Raw genomic sequence first — 16241 nt, forward strand, 5'->3', positions numbered from 1 at the left:
GGAGTGCGGGCGCGGCGCACACTCCGGCTTTTCGAAAGCCCCGGGCGGTCCGTCCGGGACCGCGCCTATCGTGCGAGGCGTGATCGACTCAGCTGCGGGACTCGACGACGCGGAGGTCGCGGCGGCCGCCGCACGGGCCGGCGCGGACGTGGTGCGGGCCATGTACGGCAGGCGCCTGTCTCGTGTCGACAAGGGCGGCGGCGACTTCGCCACCGCCGCCGACATCGAGGCCGAGAGGACGATCCTCGCGCTCCTTCACGACGCCCGGCCCGACGACGCCGTGGTCGGCGAGGAGAGCGGGCGCCAGGGCGCGGCGGGGGCCGTGCGCCAGTGGCTGGTGGATCCCCTGTGCGGCACGCTGAACTACGCCGCCGGCACCAGGGTGGTCGCCGTCAACGTGGCACTGCGCGACGGCGCCGCGGCGGTGGCCGACCCGTTCAGCGGCGAGGTCTTCCTCACCGACGGCGAGAACGCCTGGGTGCGGCACGACGGCGCCGACGCACGGCTGGCACCCACGTCCGCCACCCGGCTCGTGGACGTCAATCTGGACCCGCCGTTCCCCGGCGCGCCCGCCTTCCGGGCCGTGGACCTGCTGGCCAGGCCCGACTTCGCGGAACACTTCCGGCCCCGGGTCGTGTCGAGCACGCTGGCCCTGGCCTGGGTCGCCGCCGGCAAGCGCGCCGCGTACGTCACGGACGGCGGCGATCTGTCGGGCAGCGTGCACTTCGCCGCGGGCATCGCACTCTGCGAAGCGGCGGGCTGCGTCGTCACCGGGATCGACGGCGCCCCGATCGGACGGTCCGGTCGCGGACTCGTGGCGGCCGCCGACGGCGACACCCATCGCCTGCTGATGTCGATGATCGGAGGCGCGGCTGACCTCGGGGCGGCAGCCCCGCACGCGGGGGACGGCCCGCCGGCGGCGCCCGGCGCGTTGACACCGTGAGAGAAGCACCTGGCCCTGACCGCTTGCGGCGGTCAGACTCCCAAGGACGCGCCGCCGTCCGCGTCCGGCACGGACAAACCGCCGTTGCACGACGATCTCCCCGAGTCGGTGAAGCAGGCCGGTGTCATCAAGGTCGGCTCGGACATGCTCTACATCGGGACCGCCGACACCAAGTCGTTCTTCAAGGGCGCGATCGGCAAGGTGGCCGTGTACGGCGCCGAGGCGCCCGCGTCCCGTCTCGCCGACCACTACCGGGCCATGAGCGCGAACGCCCGGGGGTCAGTCGACCGAACCTGACCGCCGCCCCCTGGCGATACGCCGGGCATCCGCCGGGATCGAACGGGATCAGCCGGGTCGGCCTCGGGTCCGCGCCCGGAAGGTTCGGTCGCGCGCCCGGGCGGTTCGGTACGGCTTATGGACAGGCGCACCCCGTCGTGCTGTCATGTCCGCGGCACTATTTCCAACGTTGTACAAGCCGGTCCGGCACTGCTGACCCAGGGGTGCCCGACCGTGGCGGACAACGTTGTCGCACGCCGAGCGGACCTTTTCGGAAGGCAGGTCACCTGTATGTCAGTGAGCAGACGGAGCATCCTCGCCATGGGCTCCGGCGCGCTGGGCGCCGCGGCACTCGGGGGTACGTTCACGGGAACCGCGGCCGCGCAGGCCCTGCCGAGAGCCGAGGCGGTGCCGGCCGACTCATTCCAGAAGCTGCCGCCCGGAAGCGTGACCGCGCGAGGCTGGCTCGCCGGGCAGCTCCGGCTCCAGCTCGCCGGTCTGTGCGGCACCTACGAGAACCTCTCGCACTTCCTCGACTTCTCCGCGACCGGCTGGGTCCATCCCGAGCGCGACGCCTGGGAGGAAGTGCCCTACTGGCTGCGCGGCTACATCCCGCTGGCGATCGCCACGGGCGACGCGCACGCGCTGACCCGGTCGCGCGAGTGGGTGGACTGGATCCTCGCGACCCAGCAGGGCGACGGCTTCTTCGGGCCGCGCGGGTTACGCACCGCGCTCAACGGCGGCCCCGACTTCTGGCCCTTCCTGCCGCTCCTGCAAGCGCTGCGGACACACGAGGAGTACACCCACGACCAGCGGATCGTGCCGTTCCTCGTCCGCTTCCTGCGGTACATGAACGCCCAGGGGCCCGGAGCGTTCAACAGCAGCTGGGTGTCCTACCGTTGGGGCGACGGCCTCGACGTCGCCGTATGGCTGTACCGCCGCACCGGCGAGGCGTTCCTGCTGGACCTCGCCGCCAAGATGCACGGCTACGGCGCCGACTGGACCGGGGCCACCCCGAGCCGCCACAACGTGAACATCGCCCAGGGCTTCCGCGAGCCCGCCCAGTACGGGCGGTTGACCGGATCCGCCGACCTCACCCGGGCCACGTACCGCGCGTACGACACGGTGATGGGCGCCTACGGGCGCTTCCCCGGCGGCGGGCTGGCCGGCGACGAGAACTACCGTCCCGGGTTCGCGGACCCCCGGCAGGGCTTCGAGACCTGCGGCATCGTCGAATTCATGGCCAGCCACGAGCTGTTGACCCGCATCACCGGGGATCCGGTGTGGGCCGACCGCTGCGAGGACCTGGCCTTCAACCTGCTTCCGGCCTCCCTCGATCCCGACGGCAAGTCCGTCCACTACATCACCAGCGCCAACAGCGTCGACCTCGACAACCACCCCAAGACCCAGGGCCAGTTCCAGAACGGCTTCGCGATGCAGGCCTTCGAGGCGGGCGTCGACCAGTACCGCTGCTGCCCCCACAACTACGGCATGGGATGGCCCTACTTCACCGAGGAACTCTGGCTCGCGGGTGCCGACGGAGGCCTGGCCGCCGCCCTCTACGCGCCGAGTCAGGTCCGGGCCACCGTCGCCGGGGGCACGACGGTCACCATCACCGAGGAGACCGGATACCCCTTCCAGGACACGATCACCCTCACCGTCTCCACGCCCCGGCCCGTACGCTTCCCGCTGCGGCTGCGTGTGCCCGGCTGGTGCTCGGGCCCCCAACTGCTCGTCAACGCGACGGCCGTCGCTGCCTCGGACGGTCCGTCCTGGGCGCGCATCGACCGCACGTGGCGCGACGGCGACGTGGTCCGGCTGCGGCTGCCCCAGACCGCGAGGCTGCGCTCGTGGTCCGGTCAGCACGGGGCGGTCAGCGTCGAACAGGGTCCGCTCACCTACGCGTTGAGGATCGGCGAACGCTACGACCGCTACGCCGGAGACGACCGTTTCCCCGCGTACGAGGTGCACGCGACCACGGGATGGAACTACGGCCTCCTGCCGGAGACCTCACTGACCCCGGCGCGGACGGGCTCCGTCGTCCCGGACCAGCCCTTCACCCTCGCCACCACGCCGGTGTCCATCACGGCGCAGGCCCGGAGGATCCAGGAGTGGGTCGCGGACGACGAACATGTCGTCGCACCCTTGCAGGACTCTCCCGCCCGCAGCGACGCGCCGGTCGAGACGGTCACCCTCGTCCCCATGGGAGCGGCCCGGCTTCGCGTCACCGCCTTCCCCACGGCCTCTCCCGACGGCCGGCCGTGGACGCCGGAACCACCGTTCCGCAGACTCGCCAACAAGAACAGCGGCAAGGTCCTGGCCGTCGACGGGATGTCGACCGAGAACAGCGCGCGGGTGGTGCAGTTCGACAACACGGGAACCGGCGATCACGCCTGGCAGCTCGTCGACCGGGGTGACGGCTGGCATCTGATCCGCAACGGGAACAGCGGCAAGGTGCTCGGCGTCGACCGCATGTCGATGGACAACAGCGCGATCGTCGTGCAGTTCGAGGACAACGGCACCGACGATCACCTGTGGACGCTGGTCGACAACGGCGACGGCTGGTACCGCGTCCGCAACAAGAACAGCGGCAAGGTCCTCGGCGTGGACGGGATGTCGACCGGCAACAGCGCGCAGGTGGTCCAGTACGACGACAACGGCACGGCCGACCACTTGTGGCGTTTCCTCTGAACGCCCTGAGCCGGGGGAAGCAGACGGGCGGGCCCATCTGCTTCCGGCGGCCCGGTCAGTCGAAGAGGGCCACGAGACCGTTCACCCAGATCGCGAGGAAGGCGACGACCGCCAGCAGGCATCCGGCACCGGTCAGGAAGCCCACGACAGGGCTGTTCTCGGCGGTCACCTCCGGCTCGGACCGCACGGTGCCCCACTCGACGGGATGCCCCATGTCCTCGGAGCACGCCGTTCGCACCGCGGCCAACTGCTCCTTGGCGAACTCCGTCCGGGCGAGCGACTCGGAGCCCTGCCAGGCGAGTGCGCGCATGCGCTGGGCGGGGGTGGCGTATCTGGCCTCGAAGGCCACGGTCTCGGCCGCGTCCCGGTCCGGTTCGAGATACATCCAGCGGCCCGCCTCCGCCGGCTCCTCGAACAGCCGGTAGATCTCGGCGAGGCGGCGCCTGAGTGTCAGGTCGTCAGGGAAGGACGACACGAGCCCGCGCAGGCGCTGGCGTGCGACGGGGACCCGGCCCGCGGCCAGGTCCCCGTCGACGCGGGCGAGGGTGTCTCTCAGTGGCATGGGCCCATGATCGACTGCCGGTGCGGCCGCCGTCGACTGCTTTTTGCGCTCAGGACCCCGGCGCCCGTGGCCCCTGGCCCCATTTCGGGCTGAGCTGCGGGACCGTCAGGGACGCGTCCCGAACAAGTGATTGAAGCTCTGCCATTTGGCGGTGCTTTCCGGGCCACCGTGGTCGAGGTCGAATGTCGAACCCGACAGCACGGAGGATCCGTCCGAGGCGGCCACCGAGAAGTTTCCGCGGTACCGGCCGCCCTTTCCCGGGCCGTGGCGGTCCCAGTCGATGGTGAAGGTGATGCTCTGGTCGTCGACGAAGCCGGTCACGGCACCGTCCAGGCCCGTGGTGGTTGCGTCCCCCGCGAGTGTGGCGACACCTTGCGGTGAAGCCGGGTCCTGTCGGATGTTCGTCATTTCCACTATGAACCCGTTGTCCTGCTGAAAGCTCCAGGTTCCGTGGACATCGCGTACGGTCACGGTGATCGCCACCTTGATTTCGGCTCGGTTCTCTTGAAGCTTTGATTTCGCGCCGTGAATTTTGATGCGTCAACTTGGCAGGTTTTCAATGAACTTGGCCGAGTGCTGGGAGCAAATACTCCTGTACTTCCATGGAAACGCCGACGGGACCTACGTGCAAACGGTGGAGCGGCCCGGGAGCACCACGGTCGCGGTCCGTCTCCGGCCCTCTGCGCCATTCGGATGGGCGGCGCGCGGTGCCGTGTAGCCGGGAGGGTGGCGCGGTAATGAGCAGGCGGAGCCCTCGGCGGAACGGTTCGTGTGCGATGCCCGGGGCGCGGACTCGCCGACCGATCCACTTCCCGCGGAGAAACGATGAGCACCCTGTCCGACCGAACTGCGTCCGGCCCGGTCGCGCACGCCGCTCAGCCGGTGCGCGACCGGCTGAGCGCCTCACGAGAACTGGCGGACTTCGTCCAGAGCGCCGGCTCGCTGACACTGGAGGAGCGGCGCCTGATCGTCGGGCAGGCCCTGATCCTGCTGGAACAGAACTATGTGCATCTGCCGTTGAAGGCCGCCATGTACGGCGTGAACCCGGTTCAGCGGCTGCGTGTTCTCCAGCGGCGGCTGGAGCGCCAGACGGACCGGACGATGCCTCCCGAGTGGAAGTTCCACGCCGAGATGTCGGAGATCTTCTTCTCCGTGAAGGACCTCCACACGAACTACCTGCTGCCGGAGCCGTTCACCGGCAAGGTCGCGTGCCTGCCGTTCCTCATCGAGGAGTACGTGGACCAGGAAGGACCGAAGTTCCTGGTCACCTTTGTCGCGCAGGGCTTCGAGGCGCCGGGGTTCGTCCCCGGGGCACGGGTCACGCACTGGAGCGGCATCCCGATCTCGGAGGCGGTCGAACTCAACGCGCTGCGCTTCGCCGGCAACAATCCCTCCGCTCAGCGCAGTCGTGGCGTGCAGTCGATGACCGTACGGCCGCTGATGGTGCATCTGCCGCCGTTCGAGCAGTGGGTGACGGTCAGTTACATTGGAACGGACGGAAGGCATCACGAACTGCGCGAGAGCTGGCGGCTCTTCGACAGCCCGCCGGCACCGGTCGACGCGGACACCGCGAGCTCCGCCGCCCTGTCCCAGGCCGTCGACCTCGACACGCAGGAGACGAACCGGGCGAAGGTGATGCTGTTCGCGCCGCGGGTGTACGCCCAGGAGAGCGCGGCCGCCGCCGGGCGGCCTGTCCCGGGACTGCGCCCCGGTGAGATCGCGACCGGCCTTCCCACGGCGTTCCGCGCCCAGCGGGTACGGACCTCGTCAGGGGATTTCGGCCATCTCCGCGTCTTCACCTTCGAGGCGGAGAGCCCGAGGGCCTTCGCGGAGGAGTTCCTCCGTCTCGTGGGTCTTCTCCCCGACGAGGGGCTGATCCTGGACGTACGGGACAACGGCGGAGGTGACATGAGGGTGGCCGAGTGCCTGCTTCAGGTGTTCACCTCGCGCAGGGTGTCTCCCGAGCCCGTCCAGTTCCTCAGCTCCCCGCTCAATCTGCGGATCTGCCGGGCGGCTCAGGCCGATCTGGACATCGACCTCAGTGCCTGGATCCCGTCCATGGACCAGGCACTGGAACTGGGAGCCACCTTCTCGGGCGCCTTTCCCGCGACGTCACCCGCGGCCGCCAACACCATCGGCCGCAGGTACGCCGGGCCCGTGGTCCTCGTCACGAACGCCCGATGCTTCTCGGCCACGGACATCTTCGCGGCCGGTTTCCAGGATCACGAGATCGGTCCCGTGCTCGGGGTCGACCAGAACACCGGCGCGGGCGGCGCCAACGTGTGGACGCACGAGGTGCTGCGCGAACTGATGGCCAAGGAACCGGAGTCCCCGTACGTACCCCTGCCGAAGGGGACGGGCATGCGCGTCGCCGTCCGTCGCACGCTCAGGGTCGGTGCCCGCTCCGGCACCCCGGTGGAGGATCTCGGGGTCGTCCCGGACAAGATCCATCGAATGACCCGGCGCGACCTCCTGGAGGGCAACACGGATCTCCTCAACAGGGCCGGCCGCATGCTGGCGGCCGCGCACCGCCCCTGACGGACGGCGGATCGGCCGCCGTCCGTCAGGGGCGGTGCCGGCACCGGGAGCCGCACGCGGACGGCCCGCCGATGTCCGTCGCCGTCTACTGCTGCGGGTCCCACGGGCCTTCCGGCCAGTCGTCCGGCGGGCGCGGCGGGTAGTGAACGGGCGGGGTACCGCAGGCGGATGCCATGAACCGTTCGAGGTGACGCTGAGGGCGGTTCATGTCGGGAAGGTCCGAGAGCGGGTCGTCACCTCGCTCCTTGCGCTGCGGGGCGGCGCGACGCGGGTCGTCCCGCTGGTCGCGGCGGCCGCCCTTCGCCTTCTTCGGCCTGTCGGGCAGCCGTTGCCGCAGAGCGTCCTTCATGGCCTCGATGGGTTCCACGCTCAGGGCGATCGAGTGGCATCCGCGGGCATCGAGTTCCTCCAGCACCTCGTCCCACAGGTCGTTCTGCGAGATGGTGCGGACCGCGAAGACGAATCTCTTCAGCGAGACGACGTTCAGGTTGAGAATGTTGATCTCGGGCGGCGCTATTTCCTCGGTCGACATGGGTACCTCCTGCACCTCGGACGACGTCGGGCAACGGCAGCCGGATCGGCCTGCCGTGCCGGCCCGGACGTGGGGGACCCACCTTCGCGGGCTGCCCCACCAGACGACCACGAGCCGTTTCCCGTCGCGAGAAGGACGCGCCCAGTCGGGCGATGCCCCAGGCGGGGCGCCACCGGTGCCGACACCGAGTACGCCGCCGAGGGGCCGCCGTTCGCACGGCTCCTTCAGGCCGTGGATCAGGGCGCCTGCCCGGTCCGGTTGAAGAGCCGGCCCGCGATGTCGACGCCCGTGACCGTTCCGTCGGCGGCGCGGGAGAAGTAGCCGCGCTGACCGTCGAGGCCGCCTTCGGTGACGACGTACTCGTCGCCGTCGCCGGGAAGGAAGCCGATGGCCGCCGCCGGGTGGTCGGGCGGCATCTCCTCGTCGGACGCCGCGCGGATCTCCGGCTTGATCCCGACCCCCAGGGTGAGCTGGGTCCCGTCGGTGGCGATGTCGAGGTTCATGGCGTCGATCTCGTAGCGGCCGACGACCTGACGGGCCTTCGCCTCGTCGTACGGCAGCGGCTGCGCGGGCTTCTCGGTGACGTCGAGGTAGTGCTCCAGCGCCCACCGCACGACGGACTGGTTGAAGGGGTGGCCCTCCGGTCCGAGGTTCGCCAGGGAGACCACCGCGAAATCGCGCTCGGGCACGATGAGCAGTTCGGCGAACTGGCCGTTGCCGGAGCCGCCGTGACCGATGCCGCGGAGGCCGCCGAGGTCGTGGAGGAACCAGCAGATCCCGAAGCCGTCGCCGAGGGTGCTGCCGCGGAGGGCGACGGTCCGCTCGCGCATCCGGTGCAGTTGGGCGGAGGGGAGCAGACCGTCGCCGTCACCCAGCTGGAAACGGGCCCAGCGCAGCAGGTCGTTCACCGAGGAGGCGAGGCCGCCGCCGGGGTTGTCGGCGCGGGCCCCCTCCTTGAAGGCGTTCCAGGGCCGGGCGACGCGCAGGTCGCCGTCATCGGCGCGGTTGTAGCCCACGGCGAACTTGCGGACCATCGCCTCGGCCAGCCCGTACACGGTGTCCGTCAGTCCCAGCGGCTCCAGCACGAGCGCGTGCACGGCCTGCTCGAACGGCAGGTCCGTGACCTTCTCGACGATCCGGCCCGCCAGGTTGTAGCCGGCCTGGCTGTACGAGGGGCGGGTTCCGGGCTGTGCGATCAGCGGGAGTCCGGGAAGCCTGGCCACCAGACCGGCCAGCGAGCGGTCGCCCTTGCCGTCGTCGATCAGGTTCCACTCCAGGCCCGCGGTGTGGTTCAGCAGGTTCAGGACGGTGACCCGTTCCGCGGCCTGTTCGTCGGCGAGCCGCAGTTCGGGGACGTACCGCCGTACGGGCGCGTCCAGTTCCACCCGTCCCTGGGCGACCAGGCGCATCAGCGCGGTGGCGGTGAAGGTCTTGGAGACCGAGGCCACCGGGAAGAGGGTGTTCCGGTCCACCGGCAGCGGGTTGGCGAGGCTGGTCACACCGTGTGAGGCGTACATCTGCTCGCCGTTCAGCAGCACGCCGACGGCGGCACCGGGAATGCCGAGCTCCCCGGCCCGCGACGAGACGAACTCCGACAGCTTGTCCTGCGTCATGGCTCCCCCTCGGATTCCTGAACTAAGTACAAGAAGGAGCGTAGGAGTCGCTTGAACAAAGTGCAAGACACGTCATGAACTAAGTTCAAGTAGGGTGGTGGTCATGCCGCGAGACACGCTGACCGCAGACCGGATCGTCCGTGCCGCCATCGAACTGCTCGACGACGAGGGGCTCGACGGCCTGAACATGCGCAGCCTCGCGCAACGGCTCGGCTCGGCCGCCACCGCCGTGTACTGGCACATCAAGAACAAGGACGACCTGGTCCGGCTCGCCGGCGAGGCGGTCTGGGGCGAGGTCGAGCTGCCCGGTCTCGACACCGGCGACTGGCGTACGGCGGCCGCCGCCCACGCCACCGGCGTGTACGCGATGCTCACCCGCCACCCCTGGCTCGTCCAGGCGTTCGGCAGTCATCTGCTGTACGGACCCGCCCAGGCCCGGCACACCGACTTCAGCCTCGCCGTCTACGAGAAGGCCGGCTTCCCCGCCGCCGACGCGGACCGGGCGGCCGCGGCCGTGCTCGCGTTCGTCCTCGGCAGCACCCTCGGACCCGCCGCGCAGGTGTCGTTGAACCGCAGGCTGAGCAAGAACGGTGAAGACGCGGGGCAGTTGATGGCGGACGCCATGGCATCCGCCACGGAGACCGCCAGGCAGTTCCCGTACCTGCGGAAGAGACTCGACACGTCGGCCGCCACGGAGTACGCCGGAGCCCCCGACCACTCCTTCGAGTTCGGCCTGCGGTCCCTCCTCGACGGCTTCGAGGCCCGCCTGGCGGCGGACGCGACGTGACGGACGGCCTCACGGCCCCCGAGCTCAGCCCCGGTCCGCGGCAGGGTGCGTCGAGGCCGGCGAGGAGGCTTCCCAGATGTAGCCGTCGAGGTCGGTGAACGCCGTGGTGGTGCTGGTGAGGGCGAGCCTGTGCGAGCCGCTGCCGTCGTCGGCGACGCCGACCTCCTTGGCCAGACCGGCACGCTTGTACAGCGCGAGCTTGAACTGCTCCGGCGCGTCCGCCGTGAACTCCGCGTACTTGCCGCCGAAGCTCTTCGCGACGGTCAGCCCCTGCTCGGCGTAGAACCGCTTGCTCGCCTTCACGTCCTCGACGCCCAGCAGGAGCACCTTCTCGTCCACGGCGCCGGTGGCCGGCCCTGTGTCCTTCTTCGCCGAGGTCGCGACCTTCCAGATCGCGCCGTCGGGGGCCTGGACGACGCCGCCGTAGCCCCAGAAGGACTTCGACACGGGCTTCAGCGAGGTGGCGCCGGCCGCGAGCGCCCCCTCGATGATGCTCACCACGTCGGCCGGCTGGGAGACGGTGAGCGCGAGGGAGAATCCGCGGAAGCCGGCCGTGGGAGCTTCGGAGGCGCGCAGGCGCAGCTGGGAGCCGAGGTCGAAGGCGGTGGCGTAGAACTTCTCGGCGGAGGCCGGGTCGTCCACTTCGAGGGTGATGGCTGCGATGGAAGTCATGTCCTTCACGCTAGTCGCGGCGCGGCGGCGGTGGCTTCTTCGATCCTGCTCGATGGGTCCCGCTCCATGAGCCGTGTGTGAAGGGGTCGTGCCGCCTCAGGCCCCCGTGATCGCCTGGCTGGCGATGAGCTGCTGGTAGGGGGTGCAGCGCTCCAGGAGCGCGGGGTGGTCACCGGTGTCGGTGACGGTGCCCTGGTCGAGCATGATCACGTGCTCGGCGTGCTGCACGGTGGTGAGCCGGTGGGCGACGACGATCACCGCGCGGGTCGTGGCCAGCTCTTCGATGATGGTCCGGAAGCGTTGTTCGTTGAGGCCGTCGAGCTGGCTGGTGGGTTCGTCGAGCAGCACGATGTCGGCGTCGGAGAGCAGGGCGCGGGCGAGCGCCATGCGCTGCCTCTGGCCGCCGGACAGGTCGGTCTCGCGGCCGAGGTGGGTGTCGAGCCCCTGGGGGAGGCGGGTGATGTCCTCGGTGAGGCCGACGGCGTCCAGGGCGGTGGTCAGCTCGGCGTCGGTGGCCGGGGTGGTGCGGCCGAGCTGGAGGTTCTCGCGGGCGGTGGCCTCCAGGAGGGTGAAGGCCTGGTCGACGTACGTGATCCGGGCGCGCAGCGCGTCCAGGGGCCAGGTCCGCATGTCGTGCCCCAGGACCGTGATGGTGCCCGAGGAGGGCCGGATGAACCGGTCGATGAGCGAGAGGGTGGTGGTCTTGCCGGCCCCCGAGGCGCCCACCACGGCGGTGAGTCCGGTACGGGCGGTGGTGAAGGAGATGCCGTGCAAGGTGGGCCGGCCGGCTCCGGAGTGGGTGTAGGAGACGGAGTCGAAGGTGACGGCGGGCGCGTCGGGCAGCGGGGTGGGGGCGGCCTGGCCGTCGTCGGCCGGGTCGTGCTCCGGCGGCAGGAGCAGCAGGTCGTTGCACCGGTCGCGGGCGGCGAGGCCGGACTGGAGCCGGCCGAGGCCGGTGGCCAGGGTGTTGACGGAGGGGATGGCCTGGAGCAGGTAGAGGAGGAACGCGGCGAAGGCGGCCGCCGTGATGTCACCCGCGGCGAGGCGGGCGCCTCCGGTGAGGATCACGGCGATCATGGCGAGCTGGTTGCCGAGCGTGAGGACGGCGGGGATCAGCGTGCCGAGCCGGGCGCCTTCCAGGGATACGGAGCGCAGCCGTTCGGCGTCCTCGGCGAGAGCACGGGTGGCCAGCGGTTCGGCCCGGTTGGCCTTGATCGTGGTGAGGGCCTCCAGGTTCGCGGTGAAGCGCTGGGCGATGTGTCCGACGGCGTCCTGCTGGCCGGTCACGTTGGCCCGCATCCGGCGCAGGACCAGCATCACCATGAGCGTCAGGGCGGTCAGGGAGACGAGGGTGACCACGGTCAGGACCCAGTCGATCCACAGCATCACGCCCAGGGTCGCCGCGATGGTCACCGTGGCGAGCGGCAACTGGCTCGCCACGTCCACGATCTGACGCAGCAGCAGGGCGTCGGAGGTGATCCGCGCGGCGAGTTCACCGGTGCCCTGGGTCCGTACGACGGGCAGCGGCAGCCGCAGCGCGTGTTCCATCAAGGTGATGCGCAGCCGGTACGCCATGCGTTCGCCGATGCGGGCCAGCAGGAACCCGGAACAGGCCTGGGTGAGTGCGCCGGCCGCGGCGGCCCCGCACATCAGGGCGATGTGCTCGCCGAGCGGGCGGTGCCGGGAGAAGTCGGTGATGACGTCCTGGAGGAAGAGGGGGAGGGCGAGTGTGGCGGCGGTGGCGGCGAGCGCGAGGAGCAGTGCGGCGGTCAACGGGCCGGGTTCGGCGGTCAGTTCACGGCGCAGCCGCAGGGGGCCCGGTGTGCGGGCGGCGCGGGGGGCGGGCTCGTCGGCCACGGGGAACCTCTCTGGTGGGCGAGGGGGCGTCGCATGGGGGCGCGCACGGGGGAGGGCGGGGGCGGTGCGCGACCGGCCGGGCCCCTGGTGGTGGCCCGGCCGGCTGTGCTCTGTCCGCCCCTAGGGAGCGGTGTCCGCTAGACGCAGAGGATCGTGCTCACGGTGCTGGTGCCGCAGTTGAGGACGCTCAGGGAGCTGGTGCTCGCCAGGGTGTCGTCGATCGGGGTGGCCTCGGTCTCGGGCAGGTCCATCGTCTGGAGGTCGAGGATCATCATGTCTGTTCTCCTTTGTCACTGACGGGTGGATCACCCGGCCGGGCGGCCGGGAGTCTGGGGTGCGCGACTCGGCTTGAGCCGGTGCGCGTTGTGGTGCTCCGGTCAGGTGTGCCCGACCGGGTGCCCCGCGGAGGCCGCGTGGTGGCCGGCGGCGGCCGGAGCCGGTCCGGCGGGGCTCGTACGAACAGGTCCGCTTCCGCCGGTCCAGGGGAGGAAGGAGGTGCCGGCCAGAGCGGTGCCCAGGGCCAGGAGCACTCCGGCGGAGCCGGTCGCCAGGTCCGCGGAGAGCCGCAGGAGCTGATCGCCGGGGAAGGCGAGGTGGCCCTGGTAGGAGATCTGGTGGAGGGCCAGGAGCCGGCGGTGGCGGTCGAGCGCGGTCTGGCGGTGGGCGGCGGCCTCCGCGTCGTCCGGCGTACGAGGGTGTGGGGAGTGCGCGCTGCCGGGAGGGCTCGGGTACGGCCGGGTGAGGGCGAGATAGCCGAGGAGCCCCGCGCGGCCGTTGAACAGGCCGGGCTGGATGATGAACTCGGGTTCGGCCGCGCGGCTGATCGGCGTCCGGAAGCGGGCCGTCGGGCTGTCGGGGTGATGGCCGAGCAGGGCGTCCAGCGCCAGTCCGATGCCGGTGCTGCCGGTCTCGATGTAGGGGAGTACCCGGTATTCGTCGAGGACTTGGACGGTCCCGTCCGCGGCGGTCACGCACCGCTCCAGGTCGAGTTCGAGGAGGGTCTGGGCCCGTTCGAGGAGCGCGTGATCGCCGGTGCGTTCGTAGAGGCGGACCAGGGCCAGCGCCGCGCCGGACGCTCCGCCCATCAGGCCGGCCTTGCGGCGCACGCTCGACGGACCCTCCTTCTCCAGCTCGTCGGCAGCGGCCTGCGCGTGGCTGAGGGCGGAGTCCAGCAGTGCGGGGTCACCGGTGGCCGTGGCGAAGTGCGACAGGGTCAGGGCGATGCCGGCGCGGCCCGAGGAGAGGTCCGGTCCCAGGGGGGTGTCCGGGGGAGTGCGGGTGAGACGGCTCAGCAGGTCGAGTGCGTGCTCCCGTTCCCCGAGGAGATCGAGGACGTAGGCCACTCCGTGTCCGCCGGTGTAGAGACCTGGCTGGGGCGGTCGGCCGCGGGCGGCGTCGATGAGCCACCGGACGTGTTCGGCTTCCGTGCCGGCGCCCGTCGCGTGCAGGGCGTACAGGACGCCGGCCGCTCCGTGGGACAGGCCCAGACTGCCCTGGGTGAACTGGGCGATGTCGCCCGGGAAGAGCCGGTCGTCCCGGTGCGGGGTGGCCATGGCCCGGATCCCGGCCGCGAGCGAGTCGCGGATGGCCGGCCAGTCGGCTCGTGGCCCGCTCAGCAGGGCCTGCGTCTGGGCCCGGCGCAGGCCCAGTTCGGGCCTTGGTGTGCGGCCGTCCGAGGGGGAGGGGGCCAGCATGCGGCGGATCTCGGCGGTGTATCCGGAGGGCACGGGGAACCGGCGCTCGATGACGTCGGCGAGCTCGGTGCTCTTGCCCGCGTCCAGCGTGGGCAGTTGGGCCAGGGGGAGGAACAACCACAGCCGGATCGCGGCCAGTCCGTACAGGTCGATCTCCGGCCCGGTGTATCCCGTCGGGGCGGTGAATCCCGCGGCTCCCAGGGCCGGCCGTACGAACGCGTCGACGGGTGAGGCGAGTTCGAAGTCGATGAAGCAGATGTCGCCGTCCGGCCGGATGATGACGTTGCGGGGGTGGAGGTCTCCGAAGACGACCCCGCGCTCGTGCATGCCCGCCAGGATGTGCCCGATCCGGTCCACGAGCGCGATCGCCTCGCGGGTGTACTCGGCGACCGTGGCGTCGTCGGCGTCCGGATGGATGAGTGGATACCTCGCGGTCAGCCACTCGCTCAGCGACTGGCCCTCGACGAACTCCTGGACCAGGAAGCGGTGTTCCCAGACGGTCAGCAGCTCGTGCACGGCGGGGACTCCGGGTAACCCGGCCAGGCGGGCCATCATGTCGTGTTCCTGCTGGAGCCGGGTGACGGCGTCGACTCCGCGCTGGTCGAGCCCGGCGTGAGGGCGGGCTTCCTTCAGTACCACCTGGGGGCTGTCCGCGTCCTTGCGGCCCAGGTAGACGCCGCCGGCGTTGGAGAAGTGCAGCACCCGCTCGACGGTGTAGGGGAGTTCGGGTGCCCGGGGGGCGTTGCGCTCGGCGATCGCCCCCTGGACGAAGCCGGGCACGGGCGCCCAGTCGGGGACCGAGAAGCCGGCGCCGCGGACATCGGGGACGAGCCGGCCCTCCGGGTTCTCGAGAGCCAGCACGCGCTGGCCGGCGTCGTTGTGACAGTGACGTTCGGCGAAGCCCCCGTAGCGCAGATACAGCGGGCCCTCGCCCCAGCGCAGATCGCTGAGGATGTAGGGGCCCCGGCGGCCGGCCAGCAGGGGGCCGAGGCCCTCCAGACATCGCCGCAGCTCGGCGTCGTCCACCGGATAGAGCGTGCAGAACTTTCCGCTCGAACCACGCGGCGAGTACTTGGAGTTCTGCATCTGGAGGATGGGCAGGCCGCGCAGGAACTTGAACGTGATGTGCTCGCGCAGACAGTAGTCGTAGACCTGCTCCAGTACCGCCTCGGCGTCCTCGGCGCACGAGGACACGTGGATCTTCCAGCCCTGCGTGGGCAGTTGTACGTCCTGGGGGCGTACGACCGCCCAGATCTCCAGGTCGCCGCGCTCCCATCCGGCGGGCAGCGGCCGGCTGACGGCGTCGAACTCCTCCTGTGCGCCCCAGCGGCGAGGCGAGTCGTAGAAGATCGGGTCTGCGTAGGCGTAGGCCTCGTACCGGTTGTCCATCGGACTTCTCCTCAGGGCAGGGACGTGTGCAGGCGGGACAGCAAAGGGGAGCGGGATCTGACCGGCCTGGAGAGCGGGGAGCGGGGAGGTGCGCCGACCCGGGGAGCGGGAGCGGGTTGCGCGCTTTCGGTCGGTGGCCGGCGTCCCTGGCGGGGCGGCGACACCTCGAAGTATTGGGAATGCTCCGCTTCATCCACAACGGCGCGAAAGAAGTCTTTTCCGAAGATATTCGCCCCCGGCGCGACGGCGGGGTGGTGTATCGGCGACAGCGCCGAGGCGCACACCGGATCATCGGACCGGCCCGGCGCGCCGCGCCCGCGTCGGCGCGGTCGAGGCCCGCGCTGTCGCTTCAGGCTCGTGAACAGGGCGTTTCACGGGGGTGGGTCACGTCGGCGGTACGGGCCATTTGGGCCCTGTGGGCATGGTTAAAAACGCATATGCCGAGTGAGGCGCGAAGCGGAGTATGACCGGGGCGCGCCCGCTTTACCGGACCGGTGGATTTGTCGTACTGGTGCGACAGTCGGGTGATCGCCGCCTCGGGTCACCCGGAACCGCTCCGTCACACCGTGGAAGGGGTCGCCGGACGATGTCCGTCCGCCCGGAATCCGGGAACGGGCCGGCGGAACGGGTTGCGGAATTCGCGGATGCCATCGTGCGACGGGCCGCCGGGTGGCGGCGAATCGATCC

General features: G+C 70.8%; 13 protein-coding genes. 5 read left to right on the plus strand and 8 right to left on the minus strand.

Features of this window, described 5'->3' with window-relative positions; all coding sequences use genetic code 11:
- Positions 1-79: 79 nt before the first annotated feature.
- The 3 genes from ACZ4AA_RS23260 (at position 80) to ACZ4AA_RS23270 (ending at position 3910) form a co-directional block, all read left to right on the plus strand.
- Positions 80-943, plus strand: coding sequence for an inositol monophosphatase family protein (locus ACZ4AA_RS23260; protein WP_467605700.1), 864 nt, complete (start codon positions 80-82; stop codon positions 941-943).
- Positions 944-1027: 84 nt separating this feature from the next.
- Positions 1028-1240 (plus strand): hypothetical protein, encoded by a 213-nt coding sequence (locus tag ACZ4AA_RS23265; protein WP_467605703.1) that lies wholly within the window; start codon positions 1028-1030, stop codon positions 1238-1240.
- A gap of 270 nt (positions 1241-1510) precedes the next feature.
- Positions 1511-3910, plus strand: coding sequence for a beta-L-arabinofuranosidase domain-containing protein (locus ACZ4AA_RS23270; RefSeq protein WP_467605706.1), 2400 nt, complete (start codon positions 1511-1513; stop codon positions 3908-3910).
- Positions 3911-3965: 55 nt separating this feature from the next.
- On the opposite strand, the gene ACZ4AA_RS23275 is transcribed toward ACZ4AA_RS23270, so the two are convergent.
- Complete coding sequence (locus ACZ4AA_RS23275) at positions 3966-4472, minus strand: DUF6584 family protein (protein WP_467605709.1); 507 nt, start codon at positions 4470-4472, stop codon at positions 3966-3968.
- A gap of 105 nt (positions 4473-4577) precedes the next feature.
- Positions 4578-4955 carry a hypothetical protein gene (locus tag ACZ4AA_RS23280; protein WP_467605711.1) on the minus strand — a complete coding sequence of 126 codons (378 nt, stop codon included), beginning with the start codon at positions 4953-4955 and terminating at the stop codon, positions 4578-4580.
- 342 nt (positions 4956-5297) lie between these two features.
- On the opposite strand from ACZ4AA_RS23280, the gene ACZ4AA_RS23285 reads away from it, so the two are divergent.
- A complete protein-coding gene (locus tag ACZ4AA_RS23285) occupies positions 5298-7010 on the plus strand; it encodes a S41 family peptidase (protein WP_467605713.1) in 1713 nt (570 codons plus the stop codon).
- Positions 7011-7095: 85 nt separating this feature from the next.
- On the opposite strand, the gene ACZ4AA_RS23290 is transcribed toward ACZ4AA_RS23285, so the two are convergent.
- Both ACZ4AA_RS23290 and ACZ4AA_RS23295 read right to left on the minus strand, forming a co-directional pair.
- The gene (locus ACZ4AA_RS23290) at positions 7096-7542 is read right to left on the minus strand and encodes a hypothetical protein (RefSeq protein WP_467605716.1); all 447 of its coding nucleotides are present in this window, start codon (positions 7540-7542) and stop codon (positions 7096-7098) included.
- A gap of 236 nt (positions 7543-7778) precedes the next feature.
- Entirely contained in the window at positions 7779-9155 is a 1377-nt protein-coding gene (locus ACZ4AA_RS23295) for a serine hydrolase domain-containing protein (protein ID WP_467605719.1), read from the minus strand.
- A 103-nt stretch (positions 9156-9258) separates the two neighbouring features.
- Between ACZ4AA_RS23295 and ACZ4AA_RS23300 the strand changes: the two genes are divergently transcribed.
- The gene (locus ACZ4AA_RS23300; protein WP_467605722.1) at positions 9259-9942 is read left to right on the plus strand and encodes a TetR/AcrR family transcriptional regulator; all 684 of its coding nucleotides are present in this window, start codon (positions 9259-9261) and stop codon (positions 9940-9942) included.
- Between the two features lie 24 nt (positions 9943-9966).
- Here ACZ4AA_RS23300 and ACZ4AA_RS23305 read toward each other — a convergent pair whose 3' ends face one another.
- From ACZ4AA_RS23305 to lanKC, 4 genes are all read right to left on the minus strand, one after another.
- Positions 9967-10614 carry a glyoxalase gene (locus ACZ4AA_RS23305; RefSeq protein ID WP_467605726.1) on the minus strand — a complete coding sequence of 216 codons (648 nt, stop codon included), beginning with the start codon at positions 10612-10614 and terminating at the stop codon, positions 9967-9969.
- Between the two features lie 96 nt (positions 10615-10710).
- Positions 10711-12471 carry an ABC transporter ATP-binding protein gene (locus tag ACZ4AA_RS23310; RefSeq protein WP_467605729.1) on the minus strand — a complete coding sequence of 587 codons (1761 nt, stop codon included), beginning with the start codon at positions 12469-12471 and terminating at the stop codon, positions 10711-10713.
- A gap of 137 nt (positions 12472-12608) precedes the next feature.
- Positions 12609-12746 (minus strand): SapB/AmfS family lanthipeptide, encoded by a 138-nt coding sequence (locus ACZ4AA_RS23315; RefSeq protein WP_107065889.1) that lies wholly within the window; start codon positions 12744-12746, stop codon positions 12609-12611.
- A gap of 102 nt (positions 12747-12848) precedes the next feature.
- Positions 12849-15554 (minus strand): class III lanthionine synthetase LanKC, encoded by a 2706-nt coding sequence (lanKC, locus tag ACZ4AA_RS23320; protein WP_467605733.1) that lies wholly within the window; start codon positions 15552-15554, stop codon positions 12849-12851.
- Positions 15555-16241 lie beyond the last annotated feature (687 nt).

It is taken from the genome of Streptomyces sp. NPDC024698, from assembly GCF_055559015.1.

What these genes read in the sequence shown, in the direction of transcription:
- ACZ4AA_RS23305 (WP_467605726.1), bottom strand. Translation starts at nt 10,614, where the DNA reads ATGACTTCCATCGCAGCCATCACCCTCGAAGTGGACGACCCGGCCTCC.
- lanKC (WP_467605733.1), bottom strand. Translation starts at nt 15,554, where the DNA reads ATGGACAACCGGTACGAGGCCTACGCCTACGCAGACCCGATCTTCTAC.
- ACZ4AA_RS23285 (WP_467605713.1), top strand. Translation starts at nt 5,298, where the DNA reads ATGAGCACCCTGTCCGACCGAACTGCGTCCGGCCCGGTCGCGCACGCC.
- ACZ4AA_RS23295 (WP_467605719.1), bottom strand. Translation starts at nt 9,155, where the DNA reads ATGACGCAGGACAAGCTGTCGGAGTTCGTCTCGTCGCGGGCCGGGGAG.
- ACZ4AA_RS23315 (WP_107065889.1), bottom strand. Translation starts at nt 12,746, where the DNA reads ATGATGATCCTCGACCTCCAGACGATGGACCTGCCCGAGACCGAGGCC.
- ACZ4AA_RS23275 (WP_467605709.1), bottom strand. Translation starts at nt 4,472, where the DNA reads ATGCCACTGAGAGACACCCTCGCCCGCGTCGACGGGGACCTGGCCGCG.
- ACZ4AA_RS23270 (WP_467605706.1), top strand. Translation starts at nt 1,511, where the DNA reads ATGTCAGTGAGCAGACGGAGCATCCTCGCCATGGGCTCCGGCGCGCTG.
- ACZ4AA_RS23290 (WP_467605716.1), bottom strand. Translation starts at nt 7,542, where the DNA reads ATGTCGACCGAGGAAATAGCGCCGCCCGAGATCAACATTCTCAACCTG.
- ACZ4AA_RS23300 (WP_467605722.1), top strand. Translation starts at nt 9,259, where the DNA reads ATGCCGCGAGACACGCTGACCGCAGACCGGATCGTCCGTGCCGCCATC.